Origin of the sequence: Agromyces cerinus subsp. cerinus, from assembly GCF_900142065.1 — a bacterium.
Classification (GTDB): domain Bacteria; phylum Actinomycetota; class Actinomycetes; order Actinomycetales; family Microbacteriaceae; genus Agromyces; species Agromyces cerinus.
The window spans coordinates 459,244-481,962 of sequence record NZ_FSRJ01000001.1; the positions used below are offsets into that span (position 1 = coordinate 459,244).

At 70.6% G+C, this 22,719-nt stretch carries 16 protein-coding genes; 14 read left to right on the forward strand and 2 right to left on the reverse strand.

What is annotated here, in order from left to right; genetic code table 11:
• Positions 1-97 precede the first annotated feature (97 nt).
• The 11 genes from BUR99_RS01995 (at position 98) to BUR99_RS02045 (ending at position 17,372) form a co-directional block, all read left to right on the forward strand.
• On the forward strand, positions 98-5,407 hold the full coding sequence (locus BUR99_RS01995; RefSeq protein ID WP_074258689.1) for an Ig-like domain-containing protein: 5,310 nt from the start codon (positions 98-100) through the stop codon (positions 5,405-5,407).
• A gap of 43 nt (positions 5,408-5,450) precedes the next feature.
• Positions 5,451-6,419 carry an AAA family ATPase gene (locus BUR99_RS02000; RefSeq protein WP_200802651.1) on the forward strand — a complete coding sequence of 323 codons (969 nt, stop codon included), beginning with the start codon at positions 5,451-5,453 and terminating at the stop codon, positions 6,417-6,419.
• Entirely contained in the window at positions 6,416-7,735 is a 1,320-nt protein-coding gene (locus BUR99_RS02005) for a DUF58 domain-containing protein (protein WP_084183530.1), read from the forward strand. The genes BUR99_RS02000 and BUR99_RS02005 overlap by 4 nt, the downstream gene beginning before the upstream one ends.
• Complete coding sequence (locus tag BUR99_RS02010) at positions 7,732-10,293, forward strand: transglutaminase TgpA family protein (RefSeq protein ID WP_074258690.1); 2,562 nt, start codon at positions 7,732-7,734, stop codon at positions 10,291-10,293. The genes BUR99_RS02005 and BUR99_RS02010 overlap by 4 nt, the downstream gene beginning before the upstream one ends.
• Positions 10,294-10,337: 44 nt before the next feature.
• Complete coding sequence (locus BUR99_RS02015; RefSeq protein WP_074258691.1) at positions 10,338-10,838, forward strand: FHA domain-containing protein; 501 nt, start codon at positions 10,338-10,340, stop codon at positions 10,836-10,838.
• A gap of 167 nt (positions 10,839-11,005) precedes the next feature.
• Positions 11,006-12,469 carry a 3-isopropylmalate dehydratase large subunit gene (leuC, locus tag BUR99_RS02020; protein ID WP_074258692.1) on the forward strand — a complete coding sequence of 488 codons (1,464 nt, stop codon included), beginning with the start codon at positions 11,006-11,008 and terminating at the stop codon, positions 12,467-12,469.
• Between the two features lie 2 nt (positions 12,470-12,471).
• Entirely contained in the window at positions 12,472-13,092 is a 621-nt protein-coding gene (leuD, locus tag BUR99_RS02025) for a 3-isopropylmalate dehydratase small subunit (protein ID WP_074258693.1), read from the forward strand.
• Positions 13,089-14,456 carry a UDP-N-acetylglucosamine 1-carboxyvinyltransferase gene (murA, locus tag BUR99_RS02030; RefSeq protein WP_074258694.1) on the forward strand — a complete coding sequence of 456 codons (1,368 nt, stop codon included), beginning with the start codon at positions 13,089-13,091 and terminating at the stop codon, positions 14,454-14,456. The genes leuD and murA overlap by 4 nt, the downstream gene beginning before the upstream one ends.
• A gap of 40 nt (positions 14,457-14,496) precedes the next feature.
• Entirely contained in the window at positions 14,497-15,240 is a 744-nt protein-coding gene (locus BUR99_RS02035; protein ID WP_074258695.1) for a lysophospholipid acyltransferase family protein, read from the forward strand.
• Positions 15,241-15,292: 52 nt separating this feature from the next.
• On the forward strand, positions 15,293-16,384 hold the full coding sequence (locus BUR99_RS02040; protein ID WP_084183531.1) for an NAD(P)H-dependent glycerol-3-phosphate dehydrogenase: 1,092 nt from the start codon (positions 15,293-15,295) through the stop codon (positions 16,382-16,384).
• Positions 16,284-17,372 (forward strand): D-alanine--D-alanine ligase family protein, encoded by a 1,089-nt coding sequence (locus BUR99_RS02045; RefSeq protein ID WP_074258697.1) that lies wholly within the window; start codon positions 16,284-16,286, stop codon positions 17,370-17,372. Before BUR99_RS02040 ends, BUR99_RS02045 begins: the two co-directional genes overlap by 101 nt.
• A gap of 40 nt (positions 17,373-17,412) precedes the next feature.
• On the opposite strand, the gene BUR99_RS02050 is transcribed toward BUR99_RS02045, so the two are convergent.
• Positions 17,413-17,940, reverse strand: a complete 528-nt coding sequence (locus tag BUR99_RS02050) for a DUF3515 domain-containing protein (RefSeq protein WP_074258698.1) — start codon at positions 17,938-17,940, stop codon at positions 17,413-17,415.
• A gap of 72 nt (positions 17,941-18,012) precedes the next feature.
• Between BUR99_RS02050 and thiL the strand changes: the two genes are divergently transcribed.
• Positions 18,013-19,023: a thiamine-phosphate kinase gene (gene thiL, locus BUR99_RS02055; protein ID WP_074258699.1), complete on the forward strand. Its 1,011-nt coding sequence runs from the start codon at positions 18,013-18,015 to the stop codon at positions 19,021-19,023.
• Here thiL and BUR99_RS02060 read toward each other — a convergent pair.
• Positions 18,993-19,586 carry an RsmD family RNA methyltransferase gene (locus tag BUR99_RS02060; RefSeq protein WP_074258700.1) on the reverse strand — a complete coding sequence of 198 codons (594 nt, stop codon included), beginning with the start codon at positions 19,584-19,586 and terminating at the stop codon, positions 18,993-18,995. The genes thiL and BUR99_RS02060 overlap by 31 nt on opposite strands.
• 49 nt (positions 19,587-19,635) lie before the next feature.
• On the opposite strand from BUR99_RS02060, the gene BUR99_RS02065 reads away from it, so the two are divergent.
• Positions 19,636-20,442, forward strand: coding sequence for a tetratricopeptide repeat protein (locus tag BUR99_RS02065; RefSeq protein WP_074258701.1), 807 nt, complete (start codon positions 19,636-19,638; stop codon positions 20,440-20,442).
• Entirely contained in the window at positions 20,439-22,691 is a 2,253-nt protein-coding gene (locus tag BUR99_RS02070; RefSeq protein ID WP_084183532.1) for an ATP-dependent DNA helicase RecG, read from the forward strand. The genes BUR99_RS02065 and BUR99_RS02070 overlap by 4 nt, the downstream gene beginning before the upstream one ends.
• Positions 22,692-22,719: the final 28 nt, after the last annotated feature.

The window sequence follows — 22,719 nt, forward strand, 5'->3', positions numbered from 1 at the left end:
ATGTGGACTCGCGCGACGATCGTGTTACCGTGTACCCCGGTGTGGGGGTTGAGCCCGGCGCCGGTCCCGAGGTCGAGCGGAACAGGGGAGTGACGGAGTGAGTACCTTCGCGTCGTGGGTGCGCACGCGCAAAGCCGCCGCATCGACCGTCGCGATCTCATTGCTCGCCGGCGTTCCGCTCACCTTCGCCGTGCTCCACCAGGGCTTTCCCGTGACCGACGTCGACCTCTCGGCTCGCGAGGTCTGGGTCACGAACGGCAAGGAACTGCTCGCCGGTCGGCTCAACCGTCAGATCGAAGAACTCGACGCAGCGGTCAACACGGCGTCGAATGCGTTCGATGTGCTGCAGGACGGCGACGACGTCTTCCTCTACGACGAGAGTCTCGGATCGATCGAGCGCATCGATCCCGCATTCACCACCCTCGGGCAGGGCATCGCCGCTCCTCCGGGGTCGGAGGTCGACCACGGCGGTGAGACGCTCGCGATCCTCTCGCCGAAGGGCGAGCTCTGGGTCACCGGCGCCGCGGGCGACCTGCAGCTGAACCCGGCCGACACCGAGCCGATCGCACAGCTCGGCAAGGGCGCCCACATCGCGGTGTCGAACGACGGCGTCGTGTACGCGAGCTCCGCAGCCGACGACCAGCTCGTGAAGATCCCGTCGCCGGGCGCGGGTCCCGAGAAGAGCGCGCTCCCGGCGATCGGCGAGCACCAGCTGTCGATCGTGGGCGACGAGCCGGTGGTGCTCGACACCGAGAAGAACGCCCTGATCATCGGGGGCAGCGCGCGGAAGCTCGACGAGACGGCACTCAAGATCCAGCAGGTCGGCGCCGAGAGCGACTCGGTGCTCCTGGCGACGGGCGAGGGCCTCCTGCGGGTTCCGCTCGCGGGCGGGGACGTCGAGACGATCGCCGCCGACATCGACGCGCCCACCACTGCCGACGAGGTCGCCAGCCCGGTCTGGCTCGACGGCTGCGCCCACGGGGCGTGGGCGGGCGTCGGCCGATACGTCAGCGCCTGCGACGGGCGGGAACCGGCCGTGCAGACCATCGAGCAGGTCACCGCCGGCTCGCGCCTCGAGTTCCGCGTGAATCGCAGCGTGATCGCGCTGAACAACCTGTCGAACGGCAACGTGTGGCTCGTCGACTCCAACATGCGTCTCGTCGACAACTGGGACGAAGTGACCCCGCCCGACGAGAGCGACGCCGAGGAGGGCGACGAGAAGGCCTCCCAGCAGACCTTCGAGGACACGCTCGCCGAACGCAGCGAGACGAACCGTCCGCCCACCGCGCGCGACGACGAGTTCGGCGTGCGACCGGGCCGCACCACGCTGCTCGAGGTGCTCGAGAACGACACGGACCCCGACGGCGACGTGCTCACCGCGACGAACGTCGGTGAGATCGCCGAGGAGTCGGGCAAGCTCGAGGTCATCGACGGCGGCCGAGCCCTGCAGTTCACCCCGGCGCCGGGGGCTTCGGGCACGGTGTCGTTCCAGTACACGGCCGACGACGGACGGCTCGGTGTCGCTCAGGCCCACGTCGACGTGACGATCCGCCCGACTGCTGAGAACAACCCGCCCGTCGCCATCCGCGAGGGCGCGATCAGCGTCGAGCAGGGCAAGGCGATGGGCTACAACGTGCTCAGCGACTGGATCGACCCCGACGGAGACGACGTCTTCCTCGTGAGCGCCTCGCCGACGACCGGCGACTCCGTCCGGTTCGCACCCGACGGCTTCGTCACCTTCGAGCACAAGACCGGCGAGCTCGGCACCAAGGAGGTGCAGTTCGTCGTCTCCGACGGCACGGTCACCTCGGCCGGGGTGCTGACCGTCGAGGTCAAGGAGCCTGGCGCGCTGAACCCGGTCGGCACGCCCGACTTCGCCGAGGTCTTCGCCGGCGAGACGGTGATGATCGAACCGCTCGTGAACGACCTCAGCCCGTCGGGCGAGCCGCTGGCGCTCCTCGGTGTCGAGGGCACGCCGACCAGCGCCTCCGTGACACCGAACCTCGAGCGCGGCGCCATCGCCTTCTCGTCCCGGCAGGTCGGCAGCCACATCTTCATCTACAACCTCGGCGCCGGCGCGGCGACGAGCGTCGGCCTGATCCGCGTCGACGTCAAGGAGGCGCCCGGGGAGGCGCCACCGCCCATCGCGGTCAAGGACACCGCCTATCTCCGTCCGGGCGAGCCGACGACCCTTCCGGTGCTCATCAACGACGTGTCCCCGAGCGGACGGGTGCTCGCCGTGCAGACGGTCGACACCGAGGCATCCGGCGATCTGCTCTCGGTCGAGGTGCTGAACAACGCGGTCGCGAGGATCACGGCGTCCGAGGCGCTCACCGAACAGCTCCAGTTCGCGTACACCGTCTCCGACGGCATCGCGACCTCGACGACCACGGTCACCGTCGTGCCCGTTCCACCGCTCGTCAAGCACCAGCCGCCGGTCGCGGTCGACGACGCGGTCGCCGTGCGCGCGGGCGACATCGTGACCGTGCCGGTGCTCGAGAACGACTACCACCCCGATGCCGCGCCGATCACGCTCGACAGCGAGCTCGCCGATGTCAGTGGTGCCGGCGGGCTCGCCTTCACCTCCGAGGGAACGGTGCGCTATCAGGCGCCGAAGAAGCCCGGCGTCTACACCGTCGGCTACCGCATCTCCGACGACTACGAGCAGTCGGCCTCGGCCGTCGTGCGGTTCACGGTCGTGGCTCCCGATGCCGAGGGCAACCGCGCACCGCTGCCGCTGCCGCTGACCTCCCGCACCTTCGAGGGCACCGCCGTCAAGATCGACATCCCCCTCGACGGTCTCGACCCCGACGGCGACTCCGTCACGCTCGTCGGCATCACGACGCCGCCCTCGCTCGGTCGCATCACCGACATCGGCAGCACGCACATCAGCTACGAGGCGAACGCGGGCTCGGCCGGCACCGACAGCTTCACCTACGAGGTCGCCGACACCAGCGGCGCCTCCGCGACCGGCACGATCCGCATCGGCGTCATTCCGCGACCGACCGAGGCGCTGCCGCCGAACGCGGTCGACGACGTCGTCGAGCTCCGGCCCGGCCGTCGCGCGGCGATCGACGTGCTCGCGAACGACTCGGACCCGAGCGGCTACCCGATCAAGGTGCAGAAGAAGCTGCCCGAGGTGGGCGACGGCCTCACCGCGAGCGTGAAGAACAACCGCGTGCTCGTCGAGGCGCCCGAGGCCGAGGGCGGCAGCTCGGTGCGGTACGAGATCACCAACGGGCACGGCGGCGCCGACGGCGCGTTCATCCAGGTGCTCGTCGCGAAGGACGCGAAGATCGAACCGCCGACCGCGCACGACAAGATCGTCGAGCCGAAGCAGGTCGTCGACAAGAGCAGCGTCACCGTCGACCCGTTGAAGGACGCCCAGAACCCCGGCGGACTCGTCGAAGACCTCACGGTCGCCGTCGAGGGGCCGAACTCCGAGAACGCCGAGGTGATGAGCGACGGCACCGTCAAGGTCACCCCGACGTCGGAGCGCCAGGCGATCGCCTACCGCCTGACGAACGAGATCGACGACCTGACGGCGATGGCCTTCATCGTCGTGCCTCCGAACGTCGTCGCCGACGACGACGAGCAGAAGGAGCAGGAGCAGGTCTTCCCGCCTCCCTACCTCGCCGACCTCGGCCCGCAGATCGTGCGCATGAACGGCACGATCTCGTGGAACCTCGGCGACATCGTGATCGTGCCCTCCGGCAAGCCGGCGCGCATCCTCTCCGCGACGGCGTCCAACAGCGACGGCACGTCTCCGATGACGGATGCCTCGACGCTCACCTACACCCCGGCCGAGGACTTCCGCGGTCCGTCGAGCGTGACGTTCGAGGTGACCGACGGCGAGAGCGCGACCGACCCGAAGGGCCGGAAGGCGTTCCTCACGATCAACGTGACTGTCGGCGACCCGAACTTCGAAGACGTGCCGCCCACGTTCACCCCCCGCACCGTGCAGGTCGAGGCGGGCGAGGCCGCGCAGGAGATCGATCTTCGCGAGTCGAGCGGTCACCCGAGCGACGCGGTGCTGCAGCAACTGACGTACAACGGCCTGCAGGGTCAGAGCGAGGACTTCACGGCGAGCCTCAACGGGTCGAAGCTCACGGTCGGCTCCCCGCTCGGCGTTCAGCCCGGCACGAAGACGACCCTCACGTTCACGGTCGACTACAAGGAGTTCTCGGTTCCCGGATCCATCGACGTCGAGGTCGTGAGCTCCTCACGGCCGACCGCGCAGGTTCGCGACGACGGCCCCGTCGAGATGGAGCCGGCGACGAGCAAGGGCATCGACGTGCTCGCCAACGACCTCAACCCGTTCGAGTCCGACGGCGTGCCGCTCAGGATCATCGACGCCCAGATCGATCAGGCGTCGGTCGGGTCGACCGCGAGCGTGAGCTACACCGCCTCCGACATCACGGTGACGACCGGCCCGACGTTCACGGGCGAGCTGAGCATCGTCTACCGGGTGCAGGACGGCACGAAGGATCCGTTGCGCGAGGTGACCGGCCGGGCGACCGTGATCGTGCGTGCCCCGCCCGACCGGCCCGCGCCGCCCGTGGCATCCGCCGGCGACGCGGCCGCGACCGTGAGGTGGCAGGCGCCCGCGACCAACAACTCGCCGATCATCGACTACACCGTGCGCTGGTCGGGCGGCAGCAAGACCTTCCCGGCGGACGCCGCGGGATCGAACCAGCCGATCGACAACCTGACCAACGGTCAGGGGTACTCCTTCACCGTGACCGCGAGGAACGAGAAGGGCAGCTCCGCGGCATCGCCCGCGAGCGAGACCGTGACGCCCTACGGCACGCCCACAGCCCCGCGCAACGTGTCGATCAGCGCGGGCGGCACCGCGCCCGCCACGCTGAACATGAACTGGAGCGAGCCGTCGATCACCGGCGGCGGATCCCTGCAGTACAAGTGGCGCCTGAACGGCGGGGCTTGGAACTACACGAACGCGACGTCGGCGTCGACCGGCGGCGCGAGCGCGGGCACCTGGACCGTCGAGGTGCAGGCGATCAACCGGGGCAGCGGCCAGACGGGTCCCGGCGCGACCGCCTCGACCGTCGTCAGCAACCCGCAGCCGTCGGGATCGATCGGAAAGGGCGCGAGCATGTCGTGCCAGAGCGGCGGCGGCGGATGCGCCGAGGTGCGCATCACCTGGAGCAACATGGATCCCGGCACCTACAAGGTCTACGCCACGATCAACGGCGGCGCGGTGGGCAGCTACAAGGAGACCATGTCCATCGGAGCGGACGGCCGCGCACAGTTGCAGAACCACCTCGGTGTGCGATCGGCGGGCGAGACGATCGCGGTGCACTTCGAGAACGTGAGCGGTGGCACCTCTCGCACGCTCGGAGCCATCAGCGGAAGTCAGTGGAACAGCATCAGCTTCAACACCTGGTGACCCGGCGTCACCACCAAGGCCAGAACATCTCAGAGGAGCACGTATGTCAGTGACACAGGAACAGGCGGACTGGTTCGCCGACGCATTCGCCAAGCTCGTCGACAACGTCGACCAGGCGATCCTCGGCAAGCGCGAGGTCATCAGGCTCGTGGTGACGGCGCTGCTCAGCGACGGCCACGTGCTGCTCGAGGACGTGCCGGGCACTGGCAAGACGGTCCTCGCCAAGGCGCTCGCGAACACGCTCGACGGCTCGAACTCGCGCATCCAGTTCACCCCCGACCTGCTGCCGTCGGATGTCACCGGCGTCACGATCTACGACCAGGGCAAGGGCGTCTTCGAGTTCCACAAGGGCCCGATCTTCGCCTCGATCGTGCTCGCCGACGAGATCAACCGGGCCAGCCCGAAGACGCAGTCGGCACTCCTCGAGGTCATGGAGGAGGGACGCGTCACCGTCGACGGCGTGAGCCACGACGTCGGCCGCCCGTTCATGGTCATCGCGACGCAGAACCCCGTCGAGCAGGCCGGCACCTACACGCTGCCCGAGGCGCAGCTCGACCGCTTCCTCATCAAGACGTCGCTCGGCTACCCCGACCACAACACCGCGGTCGCCCTGCTCCTCGACTCCTCGAACCGCGCCCGTGCCTCGAAGGTCTCGCCGATCATCGCCCCCGGGTCGGTGGCGGCGATGGCCCAGCTGGCGTCGGAGGTGTTCGTCGACGCATCCGTGCTCGCCTACCTCAACCACATCGTGACCGCGACCCGCTCCCACAAGGACTCCACGCTCGGCGTCAGCATGCGCGGTGCGCTCGCACTTGCGCGTGCCGTGAAGACCTGGGCGCTGTCGCAGGGCCGCACCTACGTCACGCCCGACGACGTGCGCGAGCTGGCAGTGCCCGTGCTCGCGCACCGCATCATCGTCGACCCCGAGTCGGACTTCGCCGGCGTCACCGCCGAAGACATCGTGAGCCGAGTGCTGGTCGACATCGAACCGCCCGCGTACCGCGCGGCATGACGAGCACCGCCGCGCCCGAACGCCCGGAGGCCGCCGCTCCGCGCGTGCCCTCGCAGACCGCCATCGCCCTGCGGAGTCTCTGGCGAGCCATCACGGGCGGCGTCCGCAATGCGCTCCGGCTGTCGGGCCAGGCCCTGGGCCGCGTCTTCGGGTTCGCGGCGCCGGTGACGAGCGTGGTCTCGCCCCTCGGCTGGATCGTGCTCGCCGGCGCAGTGGCGGCGTTCGCGCTCAGCCGCATCTTCGGCTGGATCGAGTTCGGCTTCGTCGCGGCGACGCTCGCCGCCGCACTCCTCGTCGCGGTCGCGTTCGTCTTCGGCCGCGCGAACTTCAGCGTGCACATCGAGCTGAACCCGCACCGCGTCGTCGCGGGCGAGCGCGCGCTCGGCCGCATGCTGGTGACGAACATCGCGGCGAAGCCGTCGATCCCGTCGCGCATGGAGCTGCCGGTCGGCGGCGCCGTCGCCGAGTTCGTGGTCCCGGTGCTCGCACCGGGCGCCGAGCACGACGAGCTCTTCGCCGTGCCGACGCATCGTCGTGCCGTCATCGTCGCCGGCCCCGCGATCACGGTGCGCGGCGACCAGCTCGGACTGCTGCGCCGCACCGTGCGCTGGACCGACGAGGTCGAGCTCTTCGTGCATCCCGTGACGGCTCGGCTGGCACCGAGCGCCTCCGGCCTCGTGCGCGACCTCGAGGGCGAGGTCACGAAGACCATCACGAACGACGACATCTCCTTCCACGCCCTGCGTTCCTACGAACCGGGCGATGCGCTTCGCAACGTGCACTGGCGCACCTCGGCCCGCACCGGCCAGCTCATGGTGCGCCAGTTCGAGGAGACCCGTCGGTCGCAGCTCACGATCGTGCACACGACCGACCGCGACGCCTACGCGTCGGAGGACGAGTTCGAACTCGCCATCTCGATCACCGCGTCGATCGGCGTCCAGGTCGTGCGCGACGGCACCAGGATGAGCATCGTGAGCGAGCGGATGCCGCTCTCCACCGCCACCCCGACGTCGCTGCTCGACGACTCCTCGCGGCTGGTCGAGACCTCGGGCGACCACGCGAACCTGCGCGACTTCGCGCGAGACTCCACGAAGCGCCTGCCGCCGCCGAGCGTCGTGATGATCGTCGGCGGCTCGCAGGTGCCCCTCGCCGACTTCCGTGCCGCCGAGACCGTCTTCGGCCTCGACACGCAGACCATCGGGTTCCGAGCCGAGTTCGGTGCGCCGTCGCGCATCGCGAAGGTGTCGGGCCTCACGGTCGTGACGATCGGTGCGATCGGCGATCTGCCCCGGGTGATGCGGCGGGTGCGACCGTGACCGACTCCTCGCAGATGCCCTCCGGCGTCGCGGACGCCGCCGCGCCGACCGGCCCGTCGGCCACACGGCCGTTTCCGGCCCGGGCGTGGCCCGACGTCGCGATCATCTCGGTGCTCTCGCTCCTCGGCGTCCTCGGATACGAGACCTCGTTCGGCGACGGCAACTTCCTGATCGCCGGGGTCGGCGGTCTCGTCGTCGGCACCGCGTTCGGCGTGCTCGGCTACGTGCTCCGCCTCGGCGTCGTCACGAACGTGCTCGCGGCCCTGCTCGGCTACTTCCTCTTCGGCAGTGCGCTCACGATGCCCGCCCAGTCGTTGTTCGGTGTGGTGCCGAGCCTCGAGACGCTCGCGGGCCTCGCGCTCGGCGCCGTGTGGGGCTGGGCGGACATCGTCACCCTGCAGACGCCGGTCGAAGCGCCGTACTACATCCCGGTGGTGCCCTACTTCGCGACCTGGTTGGTCGCGCTCGTCGGCACGATGCTCGCGAGCCGCTGGCTCACGATCCGCCGCACGCCGCTTCGGGCGAGCGTGCTGCTCATCGGTCCGGCGCTCCTGTTCCTCTCGGGCATCCTGCTCGGCACCGACGAGACCTATTTCGCCGGAGTCCGCGGAGTCGCGTTCGCCGCGATCGCGCTCATCTGGCTCGGCTGGCGCCGGCAGGCGGCTCCCGCGGCGAGCGATGAGGGAGCGACCAGGCTCCGGCGCCGCAAGCTCGCAGGAACGGGCATGCTCGTCACCGGCGCCGTGCTCGTCGGCGCCCTCGCCGGCACCGCGCTCGCCCCGACCCAGCCCGATCGCTTCGTGCTGCGCGAGGAGATCACGCCGCCGTTCGATCCGCTCGCCTTCCCGAGCCCGCTCGCGGGCTTCCGCGCATACACGAAGGATCTGGCCGACACGCCGCTCTTCACGGCGACCGGACTCGAGCCGGGCGATGTCATCCGGCTCGCGAGCATGGACTCGTACGACGGCCGGCTCTGGAACGTCGCCGGCCCCGACGACATGGTCTCGTCCGACGGCGGGTTCGAACTCGTCGGCGAGACGTTGCCGTTGCCCGAGCTGATGCGCGCCGGCGCCGAACGTTCGGCCGAGATCGAGATCGCCGGATACGACGACGTCTGGCTGCCGGGCGTCGGGTATCCGACCCGCTTGACGTTCGACGACGCCACGAGCGTCGACAGCGCGGGGGACCTGCGCTACAACCCGGCGTCCGGCACCGCGGTGCTGACGAGCGGCGTCGACGAGGCGTATCGCTACTCGATCGACGCGACGCTGCAGAAGGGCATCGACGACGACGATCTCGTCGACACCCCTGCAGCGATGATCGACCTCGCGCCCGTGGAGAACACGCCCGACGTCGTCGTCGCCAAGGCGCAGGAGTTCGCAGGCGACGCCGAGACGCCCATCGAGCAGCTTCGCGCGATCGAGACGGCGCTGAAGACGCAGGGCTTCCTGAGTCACGGCCTCGCCTCTGACGCCGTCCCCTCACGCGCCGGACACGGCGCCGACCGCATGATCGAGCTCTTCACGCGGAGCCAGATGATCGGTGACGAGGAGCAGTACGCCTCGGCGATGGCGCTCATGGCCAGGTACCTCGGGTATCCGGCCCGGGTGGTCATGGGATTCGCACCCCAGATCGGCGAGGACGCTGAATCCGTCGAGGTCGTGGGCGATGACGTCACGGCCTGGGTCGAGGTCGCCTTCGAGGACGTCGGCTGGGTGGCCTTCCACCCGACTCCCGACGAGACCGACATCCCGCAGGACCAGACGCCGAAGCCGAAGTCGGAGCCGCAGCCCCAGGTGCGCCAGCCTCCGCGGAGCGACAACGAGGACGAGGACCTGCTCACCGCCGTCGAGATCGACGACAGCGACGACGAGAAGAAGAACCAGCCGTTCGTCATCCCGCTGTGGGCATGGATCACGGCCGGTGTGGTCGGCATCCCGCTGCTGCTGTTCTTCGGCACGATGCTCGTGATCGCCGCGATCAAGGCACGCCGTCGCAGTCGGCGGCGCAACCGCGGTTCCGGAGATCGACGCGTCGCGGGGGCCTGGGACGAGTTGACCGACGAATTCGCCGAGCTCGGCTTCGACGTGCCGCGTGTCGGCAGCCGTCGTCAGACGGCCACCGTGATCGAACGGCAGTTGCGCGAGCAGGGTCTCGGCGATGCGCGCGGAGCGCACACCGACACGGGCCCGGTGCGGGTCATCCGCGCCGATGCGCCCGCGAGCGGGATCCGGGTGATGCCGCTGGCCGATGCCACCGACCGGGCCGTCTTCAGCGGCGAGGAGGTCGAGCAGAGCGTCGTCGACGAGAGCTGGAACGCCGCGAGCGAGGCGGTCGGCCTCGCGCGCGCGGCATCCGGTCGTCTCCGGCGTCTCTTCAGCCGCTTCCGCATCCGTTCGAAGCGCGACTGGGCGCAGGTGGACATCTCGGGCGCGAAGCCGGCCAAGCCCGCGAAGCCGGCCAAGCCCGCGAAGCCGGCCAAGCCGGCCAAGCCCGCGAAGCCGGCCAAGCCCGCTGAGCCCGGAGGCGGCGAGGCCGCAGCACCCGCAGCAGGATGACGCGGGTGCTGCGCCGTCGTCGGGCGCTCGCCTAGAGTGGAGCCGTGGAACACGAGGGGTTCATCGTTCCGCCTCCCGGGTTGATCCCCGACACCGTCGAGGCGCCGCCGCGGCGCGCGCCTGCCGTGGCGCCGGCCGCATTCCCGACATTCACGCCCGTGGCGCCTGCGCCACCGCCGCAACCGGTCGTGCCCGAAGCCGAGGCGCTGCCGCATGGCCCGTGGGTGCTCTCGCTCGACGACGGCCAGCGGTTCCAGGTCGGCGGTTCGCTCGTGCTCGGTCGCGATCCCGCGCCCGTGCCGGTGCGGCCGCACGCGGTGCTCGTGCCCGTCGTCGATGCCGCCAAGTCGGTGTCGAAGACCCACGCGATCATCGATCTCGAGGGCGCCGAGCTCTCGATCACCGACCTGCATTCGACGAACGGCGTGCTCGTGACCGATGCGCACGGCGTCGAGCGCGACCTCGATCCGGGCGAGCGCGTCGTGCTCTCGCCGGGCGATCGTGTCGAGCTCGGCACCTTCGCGGTGCGCGTCGAGCGGGCGTGACCGCACGTCGTCATCTGGCGGGCCCGACGTTTTCGAGGTGTTAGCCTGAAGACGTGCGCGCACGACGACGTCTTCTCCTTCGTTGCCGCGGCGGGGCTTCGTTCTGAGGCCTTCCCCGCCGCGGAGTCTGTCGTCGGCTGACCCCTGGATCTGAGGAAGACGAACGCATGAACGCAGCACCCACGAACAACGCTGTCGCGACGGGTGACGCCCCGCGCACCCTGGCCGAGAAGGTGTGGAACGCCCACCTGGTCAAGCAGGGCGAAGACGGCACCCCCGACCTGATCTACATCGACCTGCACCTCGTGCACGAGGTCACCAGCCCGCAGGCCTTCGACGGCCTACGCATGGCGGGCCGCCCCGTGCGACGGCCGGATCTGACGATCGCGACGGAAGACCACAACACGCCGACGCTCGACATCGACAAGCCCATCGCCGACCTGACGAGCCGCACGCAGATCGAGACCCTGCGCCGCAACGCCGCCGAGTTCGGCATCCGCCTGCACTCGCTCGGCGACAAGGAGCAGGGCATCGTGCACGTCGTCGGCCCGCAGCTGGGCCTCACGCAGCCCGGCATCACCGTGGTGTGCGGCGACTCGCACACCTCGACGCACGGCGCGTTCGGTGCGATGGCGTTCGGCATCGGCACGAGCGAGGTCGAGCACGTGCTCGCCACGCAGACCCTGCCGCTGAAGCCGTTCAAGACCATGGCGATCAACGTCGAGGGCACCCTGCGTCCCGGGGTCACGGCGAAGGACATCATCCTCGCGGTCATCGCGAAGATCGGCACCGGCGGCGGCCAGGGCTACGTGCTCGAGTACCGCGGCAGCGCCATCCGCGCGCTCTCGATGGACGGCCGCATGACGATCTGCAACATGTCGATCGAGGCCGGCGCCCGCGCCGGCATGGTGGCACCGGATGCCACGACGTACGCGTATCTCGAGGGTCGCGACCACGCGCCGTCGGGCGCCGACTGGGACGACGCCGTCGCCTACTGGGAGACGCTCGCCACCGATGAGGGAGCGCAGTTCGATGCCGAGGTGTCGATCGACGCCGATACCCTCGAGCCCTTCGTCACGTGGGGAACGAACCCCGGCCAGGGCGTCTCGCTCTCCGAGACCGTGCCCGACCCCGCGTCGATCGACGACCAGCACGAGCGTGCCGCCGCCGAGCGCGCACTCGAGTACATGGCGCTCGAACCCGGCACGCCGCTGAAGGAGATCGCGGTCGACGCCGTCTTCATGGGCTCGTGCACCAACAGTCGCATCGAAGACCTCCGCGCCTTCGCCTCGATCATCAAGGGCAAGCAGAAGGCCGAGGGCGTGCGCGTCATGGTCGTGCCCGGCTCGGCTCGCGTTCGGCTCGAGGCCGAGGCCGAGGGCCTCGACAAGGTCTTCACCGACTTCGGCGCCGAATGGCGCTTCGCCGGCTGTTCGATGTGCCTCGGCATGAACCCCGACCAGCTCGCCCCGGGCGAGCGCTGCGCGTCGACCTCGAACCGCAACTTCGAGGGGCGCCAGGGCAAGGGCGGCCGCACGCACCTCGTGTCGCCGCTGGTGGCCGCTGCCACCGCCATTCGCGGAACCCTCTCGAGCCCCTGGGATCTGCAGACCGAAGGGGAGGGGAACTGATCATGGAGAAGGTCACCACCGTCACGGGCACTGCTGCTCCGCTGCGCCGCTCGAACGTCGACACCGACCAGATCATCCCCGCGGTGTTCCTGAAGCGGGTCACGAAGACCGGTTTCGACGACGCGCTCTTCTACGCCTGGCGCCAGGACCCCGACTTCGTGCTGAACCGCCCCGAGCACCAGGGCGTGAAGGTGCTCATCGCCGGCCCCGACTTCGGCACCGGCTCGAGCCGCGAGCACGCGGTCTGGGCGTTGCGCGACTTCGGATTCGACGTCGTCATCAGCTCGCGATTCGGCGACATCTTCCGCGGCAATTCGGGCAAGCAGGGCTTGCTCGCCGCGCAGGTCGCCTATGAGGACGTGGAGCGCCTCTGGGAGGTCGTCGAGGCCGACCCGGGAATAGAGGTGACCGTCGATCTGGTTGAGCGAACCGTGACCGTAGGGTCGCTGAAGGTGCCGTTCGAGATCGACGACTACACTCGGTGGAGGCTGCTCGAGGGGCTCGATGACATCGGGCTCACCCTCAGAGATGAAGCAGCAATCGCCGAATTCGAGTCTCATCGAGAATCGTGGCGGCCGAAGACGCTCCCCATCAGGGAGCCGGCGGAATCAGGGAGTCTGTGAACACACTCGGGCAAGATGCCAAGAACCATGGAACGGCAGTCGGGCTGAACGTCGACAAGATCACGATCAACGGCGGCAAGCCGCTCCGCGGTCGCATCGAGTTGAAGGGCGCGAAGAACCTCGTCACGAAGGCGATGGTCGCGGCCATCCTCGGCGACACTCCGAGTGTGCTGAAGGACGTGCCGAACATCAGCGATGTCCGGATCGTCCGCGGCCTGCTCGAGGTGCACGGCGTCAGTGTGACGCACGGCGTCGAGGGCGAGCTCATCCTCGACCCGTCGGCGGTCGAGACCGCGCACATGGCCGACATCGACGCGCACGCCGGGTCGAGCCGCATCCCGATCCTGTTCTGCGGACCGCTGCTGCACCGGCTGGGCGAGGCGTTCATCCCCGACCTCGGAGGGTGCCGCATCGGCGACCGCCCGATCGACTACCACCTCGAGGTGCTGCGCAACTTCGGCGCCATCGTCGAGAAGCTGCCGAGCGGCATCCGCATGTCGGCGCCCGGCGGCCTGCACGGCGCCAAGGTGTCGCTGCCCTACCCGAGCGTCGGGGCGACCGAGCAGGTGCTGCTGACCGCGGTGCTCGCCGACGGCATCACCGAGCTCTCGGGCGCGGCGATCGAGCCCGAGATCATGGATCTCATCAACATCCTGCAGAAGATGGGCGCCATCATCACGGTCGACACCGACCGGGTCATCCGCATCGAGGGCGTCGAGAAGCTCGACGGCTACACGCACCGCGCGCTCTTCGACCGCAACGAGGCCGCGAGCTGGGCCGCTGCGGCGCTCGCGACCGAGGGCGACATCTTCGTCGGCGGCGCGCGTCAGCCCGAGATGCTCACCTTCCTCAACGTCTTCCGCAAGGTCGGCGGTGCCTTCGAGATCGAGGAGGACGGCATCCGCTTCTTCCACCCCGGTGGCGAACTGAAGCCGGTGATCATCGAGACCGACGTGCACCCGGGCTTCATGACCGACTGGCAGCAGCCGCTCGTGGTCGCCCTCACGAAGGCGAAGGGCGTCTCCATCGTGCACGAGACCGTCTACGAGCAGCGGTTCGGCTTCGTCGACGCGCTCGTCGAGATGGGCGCGTCGATCGACGTGCACAAGGAGTGCCTCGGCTCGGCGGCCTGCCGCTTCGGGCAGCGCAACTTCAAGCATTCGGCGATCATCTCGGGCCCGACGAGGCTCACGGGCGCCGACATCGAGGTGCCCGACCTGCGCGGCGGCTTCAGTCACCTCATCGCGGCGCTGACGGCCGACGGCCGTTCGACGGTCTCCAACGTCGGCATCATCGCCCGCGGCTACGAGAACTTCATCACGAAGCTGGAGCTCCTCGGGGCGGACTTCGAACTCGAAGGATAATGGGGGAGTGCCACACGACGACACTCCCTCGACGAGTTCCATGAAGCCGCGTTCGGAGACCCGCCGACCGTCGTTCTTCTGGCTCCTCGCCGCCATCGCCCTCCCGCCGCTCGGCCTCGCGGTCCGCTACCGGTTCCACCACCGTGAGCGGATGCCCCAGTCGGGCGCGTTCGTGCTCGCGCCGAACCACTACAGCGAGATCGATCCCCTCGTGATCGGGGCAGCTGTGTGGAAGCTCGGTCGCGCACCGAGATTCCTCGCGAAGGCCTCGCTCTTCAAGAACCCCGTGCTGGGTTGGCTCCTGCGCACCTCCGGGCAGATCCCGGTCGAGCGTGCGGGCAGCAAGAGCCACCGGGCCCTTCGGGCGGCCGAGGAGCTCGTCGAGAAGGGGCGCATGGTCGTCGTCTACCCCGAGGGCTCGCTCACCCGCGACCCCGACCTGTGGCCGATGCGCGGCAAGACGGGCGCCGTGCGCATCGCGCTCGAACGCGACATCCCGATCATTCCCGCGGCCCACTGGGGCACGCAGGAGCTCATGCCGCGCTACGGCAAGAAGATCCACCCGTTCCCGCGGAAGACCATCGACGTCATCATCGGCGAACCGCTCGACCTCAGCGCCTATCAGGGCAAGCCGCTCACGCAGAGCACCCTGCTCGAGGCGACGGGCGAGCTCATGGACGCGATCGCCGAACTGCTCGCAGAGGTGCGCGGCGAACCGGCTCCGGCCGAGCGCTGGGATCCGACGCAGCACGGTCAGAAGGAGACGGGGCGCCTTGAAGACTAGAGTTCCCGCCAAGAAGGCGGCAGGCCGGAAGGCGGCCGGAAAGCGCGTCGCCGTGCTCGGCGCCGGCAGCTGGGGCACCACCTTCGCGAAGATCCTCGCCGACGGCGGCGCCGACGTGGTGCTGTGGGCACGGCGCCCCGAGCTGGCGCGCGAGATCCAGGAGGCCAAGCGCAACAGCGACTACCTCCCGGGCGTGAACCTGCCGCTGAACCTCCGGGCCACGAGCCGTCTCGACCTCGCCCTCGCGGGCGCCGAGCAGGTCTACATCTCGGTGCCGAGCCAGTCGTTGCGCGAGAACCTCGCGATCATCGCGCCGCACCTGCACGCACAGGCATCCGTCGTCTCGCTCATGAAGGGCGTCGAGAAGTCGACCGGCAAGCGCATGAGCGAGGTCATCGCCGAGGTGCTGCGCATCGATCCGGCGCAGATCGCCGTGATCTCGGGGCCGAACCTCGCGCTCGAGATCGCGAAGGAGCAGCCGACGGCCGCCGTCGTGTCGTCGACGAGCCTCGAGACGGCGCAGGCCGTGGCATCCGTCGCCCGGAACCGATACTTCCGCTCGTTCGTGAACACCGACGTGATCGGCACCGAGTTCGGCGGCGTGCTGAAGAACCTCATCGCCGTCGCGATCGGCATCGTCGACGGCGTCGGCTACGGCGAGAACACCAAGGCGTCGATCATCACGCGCGGCCTCGTCGAGATGACGGACTTCGCGGTCGCCTACGGTGCGCACCCCGAGACCCTCGCCGGTCTCGCGGGGCTCGGCGACCTCATCGCGACGAGCCAGTCGCCGCTCTCGCGCAACAACACCGCCGGGCGACTGCTCGGCCAGGGCTACCACCTGAACGACGTCGTCAATCAGATGCAGCAGACCACAGAGGGGCTCGCATCCGTCGGGCCGATCCTCGAACTGGCGCGCGCGATGGGCGTCGACATGCCCATCGTCGAACAGGTTCGACAGGTGCTCGCGGGCACCCTCGACCCGAAGGACATCGCGCCCCACCTCACAACAGATGACGAGCCGCAGGGCGAAAGGACGATCGATGGACAAGCTCAGAGTGGTTCTGCTGTTCGGAGGGCGTTCCAGCGAGCATTCGATCAGCTGCGCTACGGCGGGCGGGGTGCTCCGGGCGATCGACCGTAGCCGCTTCGAGGTGATCCCGGTCGGGATCACCCACGACGGCGCGTTCGTGCTCGAGTCCGACGACCCCGACCGCTTCGCCCTCGACCCGGCGCACCTGCCCGAGGTCGTCGACAACGGCAGCCGGGTGCGCTGGCCCGAGAGCGCGTCGTCGCGCGAGCTGACGGTGACGGATGCCGCGGGCGAGCGCTCGCTCGGCGACATCGACGTGGTCTTCCCGATCCTGCACGGCCGCTTCGGCGAAGACGGCACGGTGCAGGGGCTGCTCGAGCTGCTCGGTCTGCCGTACGTCGGCAACGGCGTGCTCGCCTCCTCGATCGGCATGGACAAGCACTTCACGAAGACGGTGCTCGAGGGCGCCGGCATCGCCGTGGCGCCGTGGGTGACGTTGACCCGGGCCTCGCTCGATGAGAACCGCGAGCTGTGGGAGCGCCGCACCAAGGCGCTCGGCCTGCCCGTGTTCGTGAAGCCGGCACGCGCCGGCTCCTCGGTGGGAGTGACGAAGGTCGCCGACTGGGCCGAGCTCGACGCCGCTCTCGAGATCGCGTTCGCCGAAGACGGCACCGTGCTCGTCGAGGCGGCCGTGATCGGCCGCGAGATCGAGTGCGGGGTGCTCGGCGGTGCCGGCAGCCCGGTTCGCGTGAGCGTCGCCGGCGAGGTCGTCGTGAGCGGCCGCGAGTTCTACGACTTCGAGGCGAAGTACCTCGATGCTCCGGGCGTCGAGCTGATCTGCCCGGCCGAGCTCGGCGACGGTGAGCTCTTCGAGCTGCAGCGCGTCGCGCGCCACGCCTTCGAGGCGATCGGCGGCGAGGGGCTCGCCCGGGTCGACGTGTTCCTGACCGACGAGGGCTTCGTCGTGAACGAGATCAACACGATGCCGGGCTTCACGCCGATCTCGATGTTCCCGACCTGCTGGCAGCAGTCGGGGCTCGCGTACCCCGACCTCATCGCCGAACTCATCGACGGCGGGTACGCGCGCGGCAGTCGCTGAGCGGCATCAGTCGCTGAGCGGCATCAGCCGCTGAGGGGCGTCAGCCCGTCGTCTCGTCGAACGTCTCGTCGAGCGTCGTGCAGCCGCCGTCGGCCGGGATCACGGAGACCGCCGCCGCGAGCTCGGTGATGACGGTCGTGCCCGAGACCACGTCGTTGTCGACGAGCACCTCGACGGCCGGCGTGCGCCCGTAGGTCGTGAACAGGTAGTTCGGGGCATCCGACTCGTCGATCACCCAGTCGACCCCGTTGACGCTCACGCAGCGATCGGTCGTCGGGCCCGGCGTCTCGGCGCCGCAGCGCAGGATGACGGATGCCGGTTCGCCCCACGCGCCGGTGCCCTGCGCGTTGGTCTCGCGCTCGGACTGTTCGGCCTCGGTGTCCTTCGCGAGCGTGTCGGGAAGGCGCACGACGACGGCTGCGCACGCGGGATCGCTCGCGAGCGGCGCGGTCTCGATCGGCACGGGCTGGCTGCAGCCGGCGAATGCGAGCGTCGAGGCGGCGGCGATGGCGGCGGCGAGCAGGCGGCGTCTCGAGCGAGACCGGGGGGCGACGGGTGAATCGGACATCCCGTTCAGGCTATCGCGAGCAGCCGGAACGGAGCTGGACGTCGCGGCCGGCGCGCACGCTAGCGTGAAGGCATGCACGAGCCCGACCGCACGGACCCCGCTGCCCTGCCCCGTACCGTCGGAGAACTCGGTGAAGACGCCGCGCTGGCGCGCATCCTGCCGCGCCTGCGCCCGGCCGACGCCGCGATCCTCGGCCCGGGCGACGACGCGGCGGTGGTCGCCGCCGCCGACGGGCGATTCGTCGTGACCACCGACCTCATGGTGCAGGGTCCCGACTTCCGGCTCGCCTGGTCGACGCCGTTCGAGCTCGGCTGGAAGGCGGCGGCCACGAACCTCACCGACGTCGCCGCCATGGGCGCGCGTCCGACCGCGCTCGTCGTGGCGATCGCCGCGCCGCCGTCGCTCGACGCCTCGGTGCTCGAGGGCATTGCCGACGGCCTCCGCGAAGGGCTCTCCGCACTCGCGCCCGGCGCGGGCGTCGTCGGTGGCGACCTCACGGCCTCCGCGGTGCTGACGATCGCGGTGACGGCCTTCGGAGACCTCGAGGGCCGGTCGCCGGTGACTCGGAGCGGCGCCCGTCCCGGCGACGTCGTCGCCCATGCCGGCGCTCGCGGCGACGCCGCCCGCGGTCTCGCCCTGCTCTTCGGCGAGGCGACGGATGCCGCGGGCGAACCCGACGCCGCTGCCGCCGAGGCGTTGCGCGCCAGGCATCCCGAACTCGTCGCCGCCCAGCTGGCACCGTCGCCGCCGGTCGCCGCCGGCGTCGCCGCCGCGATCGGAGGGGCCACGGCGATGCTCGACGTCTCCGACGGACTCGCGCGGGACGCCCGCCGCATCGCACAGGCGAGTGGAGTCGGCATCGACTTCACGGCGGCCGCGCTCGGGCCGGATGTGCGGCTCGCCCTGGCGGGCGGCGAGGACCACGGCCTGCTCGCGACCTTCCCGGCCGGCACTGCGTTGCCGGAGCCGTTCGAGCGCATCGGGATCGTCACCGATGCCGCGGGCCGGCTCTTCGTCGACGGTGTCGCGATCGACTCGGCGGGCTGGGACCCCTACTCGGGCTGGGACGGCAGGTCGGGCTGAGCCGTGGTCGCCCACCACAGCGTCGTCTCGCCGTAGTCGCGGCGTCGTTCCGGCTCGATGCCGACGGGCCATGCGGGCTCGGGGGAGCGGGAGCTGCGTTCGACCATCACGACGGCGTCGGGAGCCAGCAGGGGTGCGAGGAGTTCGAGGTCGCGCGCGAGCGCGCCCTCGTCGAGGTCGTACGGCGGGTCGATGAACGCAAGGTCGACGCCCGCGGCGGCCGTCTCGAGATACGCGGCGACGGGGCGCACGGCCACGCGGAGGTGCGGCCGCCGCCCGCTCTTCGCCGCCCTCAGCAGGGCGTCGGCGTTGGCCCGGCACACCTCGGCCGCGGGCTTGGCGCGTTCGACCAGCACGACGTCGGTGGCGCCGCGGCTCGCCGCCTCGAGGCCGAGCGCGCCCGAGCCGGCGTAGAGGTCGAGCACGCGGGCGCCGTCGAGGGCGTCGCGCGCCTCGAGCGCGGAGAAGATCGCCTCGCGCACGCGGTCGCTCGTGGGGCGGGTGCCGGAGCGCGGCACCCGGAGGGTGAGTGAGCCGGCGAATCCGGCGATGATGCGGGTCATGCTCAGGCGAGCATAACGGGCGACCTCCGGGCGCTGCCATGATGGGAGGGTGGATGACTCGACCGACCAGGTGCCCGCCGAACCGTCCCGACACCGCGGCGCCGAACAGCAGATGATCGACCGACTCTGGGATTTCGGGAACCCCGCGGCCAGTGAGGAGCGGTTCCGGGAGGCCGCAGACGACGACGGCAACTCCGCGCACCTGCGTGCCGTGATGGCGACGCAGCTCGCGCGGGCCGTCGGCATCCAGGGCCGCCCCGACGAGGCGCTCGCCGCGCTCGAGAGCGTTGCGGCGGGCGTTCCCGCCGCCGATGGCGGAAAGGACGCCGCAGAGCTCCGGGCTCGTGTGGCGATCGAGCGGGGCCGGCTCGCGGCATCCGCAGGCCGTCCCGCCGACGCGGTTCCCGAGCTCACCCGCGGCGTGCGCGAGGCCGCGCTCGCCGGATCATCGTTCCTCGTGCTCGACGCGCTGCACATGCTCGCCTTGAACGACGCCGGGCACGAGGAGGAGTGGGCGGCCGAAGGGTTCGACGTGCTCGACGGGGTGCGCGACGCCCGCGTGCTGCGCTGGGGCGTGGCCCTGCACAACAACCTCGGCTGGACGATGCACGACGGCGACCGGGCCGCGGGCGCCCTCACCCACTTCGAGCAGGCCGTCGACGCCGCCGACCGCTACGGCACCGCCGAACAGCGCCATGTCGCCCGCTGGTCGGTCGCCCGGTGCCTGCGCACCCTCGGCCGCACCGATGAGGCGCTCGCGTTGCAGCGCGAACTCGCCGAAGCGCGCCCCGACGATCCGTACGTGCAGGCGGAGCTCGCCGCGCTGACGGAGGCGGAGCCTACGATCGAGCCATGACCGTTGGGCGCGACACCGAGGGGCGCGACGCGACGACCGGCGCCGAGATCGCGCCCGGTTCGTTCACCCTCGACTCACGACTGTCGGGCGCCCTCGGCGGCCGTACGGCGCAGGCGTTCGAGCGCGGATTCGGGCATCGCACCGTCGGCGACCTGCTCGCGCACTACCCGCGGCGCTACGCGATGCGGGGGGAGCTCACCGCGCTCGCGACCTTGCCGCTCGACGAGAACATCACGATCATCGCCGAGGTGATCGAGGTCGGCGAGCGGTCCATGCGCGCTCGCCGCGGCTCGATCGTCGAGGCGAAGATCACCGATGGCACGGGCGTGCTGACCCTCACGTTCTTCAACCAGCGCTGGCGGGCGGCGGATCTCCGGCCCGGCCGCCGTGGAATCTTCGCCGGCAAGGTGAGCGACTACAAGGGGCAGCGCCAGCTCGCGCACCCCGACTACGAGCTGTTCGACGACGCCACGCCGCTCGAGGCGGGCGATGCGGCGGCCAAGCGCTGGGCCGAGGCGCCGATCCCGATCTACCCCGCGACGAGCACGCTCGCGAGCTGGCAGATCGCGAAGGCGATCGAGCTCGTGCTCGACGGACTCGCCCCGCTCGACGATCCGCTGCCCGCCGCGGTGCGCGCCGCGAAGTCGCTCCTGGCGCATCGTGAGGCGCTCGAACTCGTGCACCGCCCCGAGCGCGACGGCGACTGGAAGCGCGCGCGCGGCACGCTGCGCTTCACCGAGGCCTTCGTGCTGCAGACGGCGCTGCTCGAGCGCCGCGCCGAGCTGCGCACGCACACGACCGCCGCCCGACAGCCGGTTCCCGGCGGCCTGCTCGAGCGGTTCGACGCGGCGCTGCCGTTCACGCTCACCGGCGACCAGCTCGAGGTCGGCGGCGAGATCGCGCACGATCTCGGCGAGCCCGTGCCGATGAACCGGCTCGTGCAGGGCGAAGTGGGTTCCGGCAAGACCGTCGTGGCGCTCCGCGCGATGCTCGCCGTCGCCGACTCGGGCGGTCAGTCGGCGCTCCTCGCGCCGACCGAGGTGCTCGCCGGCCAGCACCTGCGATCGATCGCGAAGATGCTCGGTCCCGATCTCGCGGCCGAGCTCATGCCGACCCTGCTCACGGGCCAACTGCCGCTCGCCGAGCGCAAGAAGGCCCTGCTGCGCGCTGCAGCGGGCCAGTCCCGCATCGTCGTCGGCACGCACGCGCTGCTCGGCGACAACGTCTCGTTCGCCGATCTCGGTCTCGTCGTCGTCGACGAGCAGCACCGGTTCGGCGTCGAGCAGCGCGAAGCCCTGCGCCTGAAGGGGCAGAGCCCCCCGCACGTGCTCGTGCTGACGGCCACGCCGATCCCGCGCACCGTCGCGATGACGGTGTTCGGCGACCTCGACGTGTCGACCATCCGCGAGCTGCCCGCCGGGCGCGCCGGCATCACCTCCCAGGTCGTGCCGCTCGCGATCCGGCCGACCTGGCGCCCGCGCATCTGGGAGCGGCTCGCCGAAGAACTCGCGCTCGGGCGGCAGGCGTTCGTCGTCTGTCCCGCCATCGAGGCGAAGGTCGTCGAAGACGAGGGGCCCGCCGGCCCGAGCGAGGTCGCGTCAAGCGACGGCGACGGCCGAGCGGATGCCGCGGCCCCCGTGGCATCCGTCGTCGCCGTGCTCGCGGAGCTGCGCGCCCACCCCCGCTTCGCCGAGACGCGCATCGCGCCCCTGCACGGTCGCATGTCGGCCGACGAGAAGGACGCGGCGATGCGCGCCTTCTCCGCGGGCGAGATCGACGTGCTCGTCGCGACCACGGTCATCGAGGTCGGCGTCGACGTTCCGAACGCGAGCGCCATGGTCGTCGTCGATGCCGACCGATTCGGCGTCTCGCAGCTGCACCAGTTGCGAGGCCGGGTCGGCCGAGGCTCCGTGCCGGGCCTCTGCCTGCTCGTGACGTCGGCCGTGCCCGGCTCGCTCGCCCTGCAGCGCGTCGAGGCGGTCGCCGCGACGCTCGACGGCTTCGAGCTCGCCCAGGCCGACCTCGAGCTGCGGCAGGAGGGAGACGTGCTCGGCGCCGTGCAGTCGGGCGGGCGTTCGTCGCTCAAGCTTCTGAAGGTCGTGCGCGACGGCGACCTCATCGCCGAGGCGCGCGAGATGGCTCACGAGGTGCTCGAGCGCGGTGGCGGACTCGCTGCGCACCCGGCGCTCGCTGCTGCGGTGCGTCGCCGCCTCGACGAGGAGACCAGCGGATACCTGAGCAAGGGCTGAGACTCTCCACAGCCCCTCGCGCAGGGCG

Bases quoted from the DNA above. Each gene is read 5' to 3' on its own strand.
- BUR99_RS02000 (WP_200802651.1), top strand. From the start codon at position 5,451: ATGTCAGTGACACAGGAACAGGCGGACTGGTTCGCCGACGCATTCGCC.
- BUR99_RS02005 (WP_084183530.1), top strand. From the start codon at position 6,416: ATGACGAGCACCGCCGCGCCCGAACGCCCGGAGGCCGCCGCTCCGCGC.
- leuC (WP_074258692.1), top strand. From the start codon at position 11,006: ATGAACGCAGCACCCACGAACAACGCTGTCGCGACGGGTGACGCCCCG.
- leuD (WP_074258693.1), top strand. From the start codon at position 12,472: ATGGAGAAGGTCACCACCGTCACGGGCACTGCTGCTCCGCTGCGCCGC.
- BUR99_RS02035 (WP_074258695.1), top strand. From the start codon at position 14,497: ATGAAGCCGCGTTCGGAGACCCGCCGACCGTCGTTCTTCTGGCTCCTC.
- BUR99_RS02045 (WP_074258697.1), top strand. From the start codon at position 16,284: ATGGACAAGCTCAGAGTGGTTCTGCTGTTCGGAGGGCGTTCCAGCGAG.
- BUR99_RS02050 (WP_074258698.1), bottom strand. From the start codon at position 17,940: ATGTCCGATTCACCCGTCGCCCCCCGGTCTCGCTCGAGACGCCGCCTG.
- thiL (WP_074258699.1), top strand. From the start codon at position 18,013: ATGCACGAGCCCGACCGCACGGACCCCGCTGCCCTGCCCCGTACCGTC.
- BUR99_RS02060 (WP_074258700.1), bottom strand. From the start codon at position 19,586: ATGACCCGCATCATCGCCGGATTCGCCGGCTCACTCACCCTCCGGGTG.
- BUR99_RS02070 (WP_084183532.1), top strand. From the start codon at position 20,439: ATGACCGTTGGGCGCGACACCGAGGGGCGCGACGCGACGACCGGCGCC.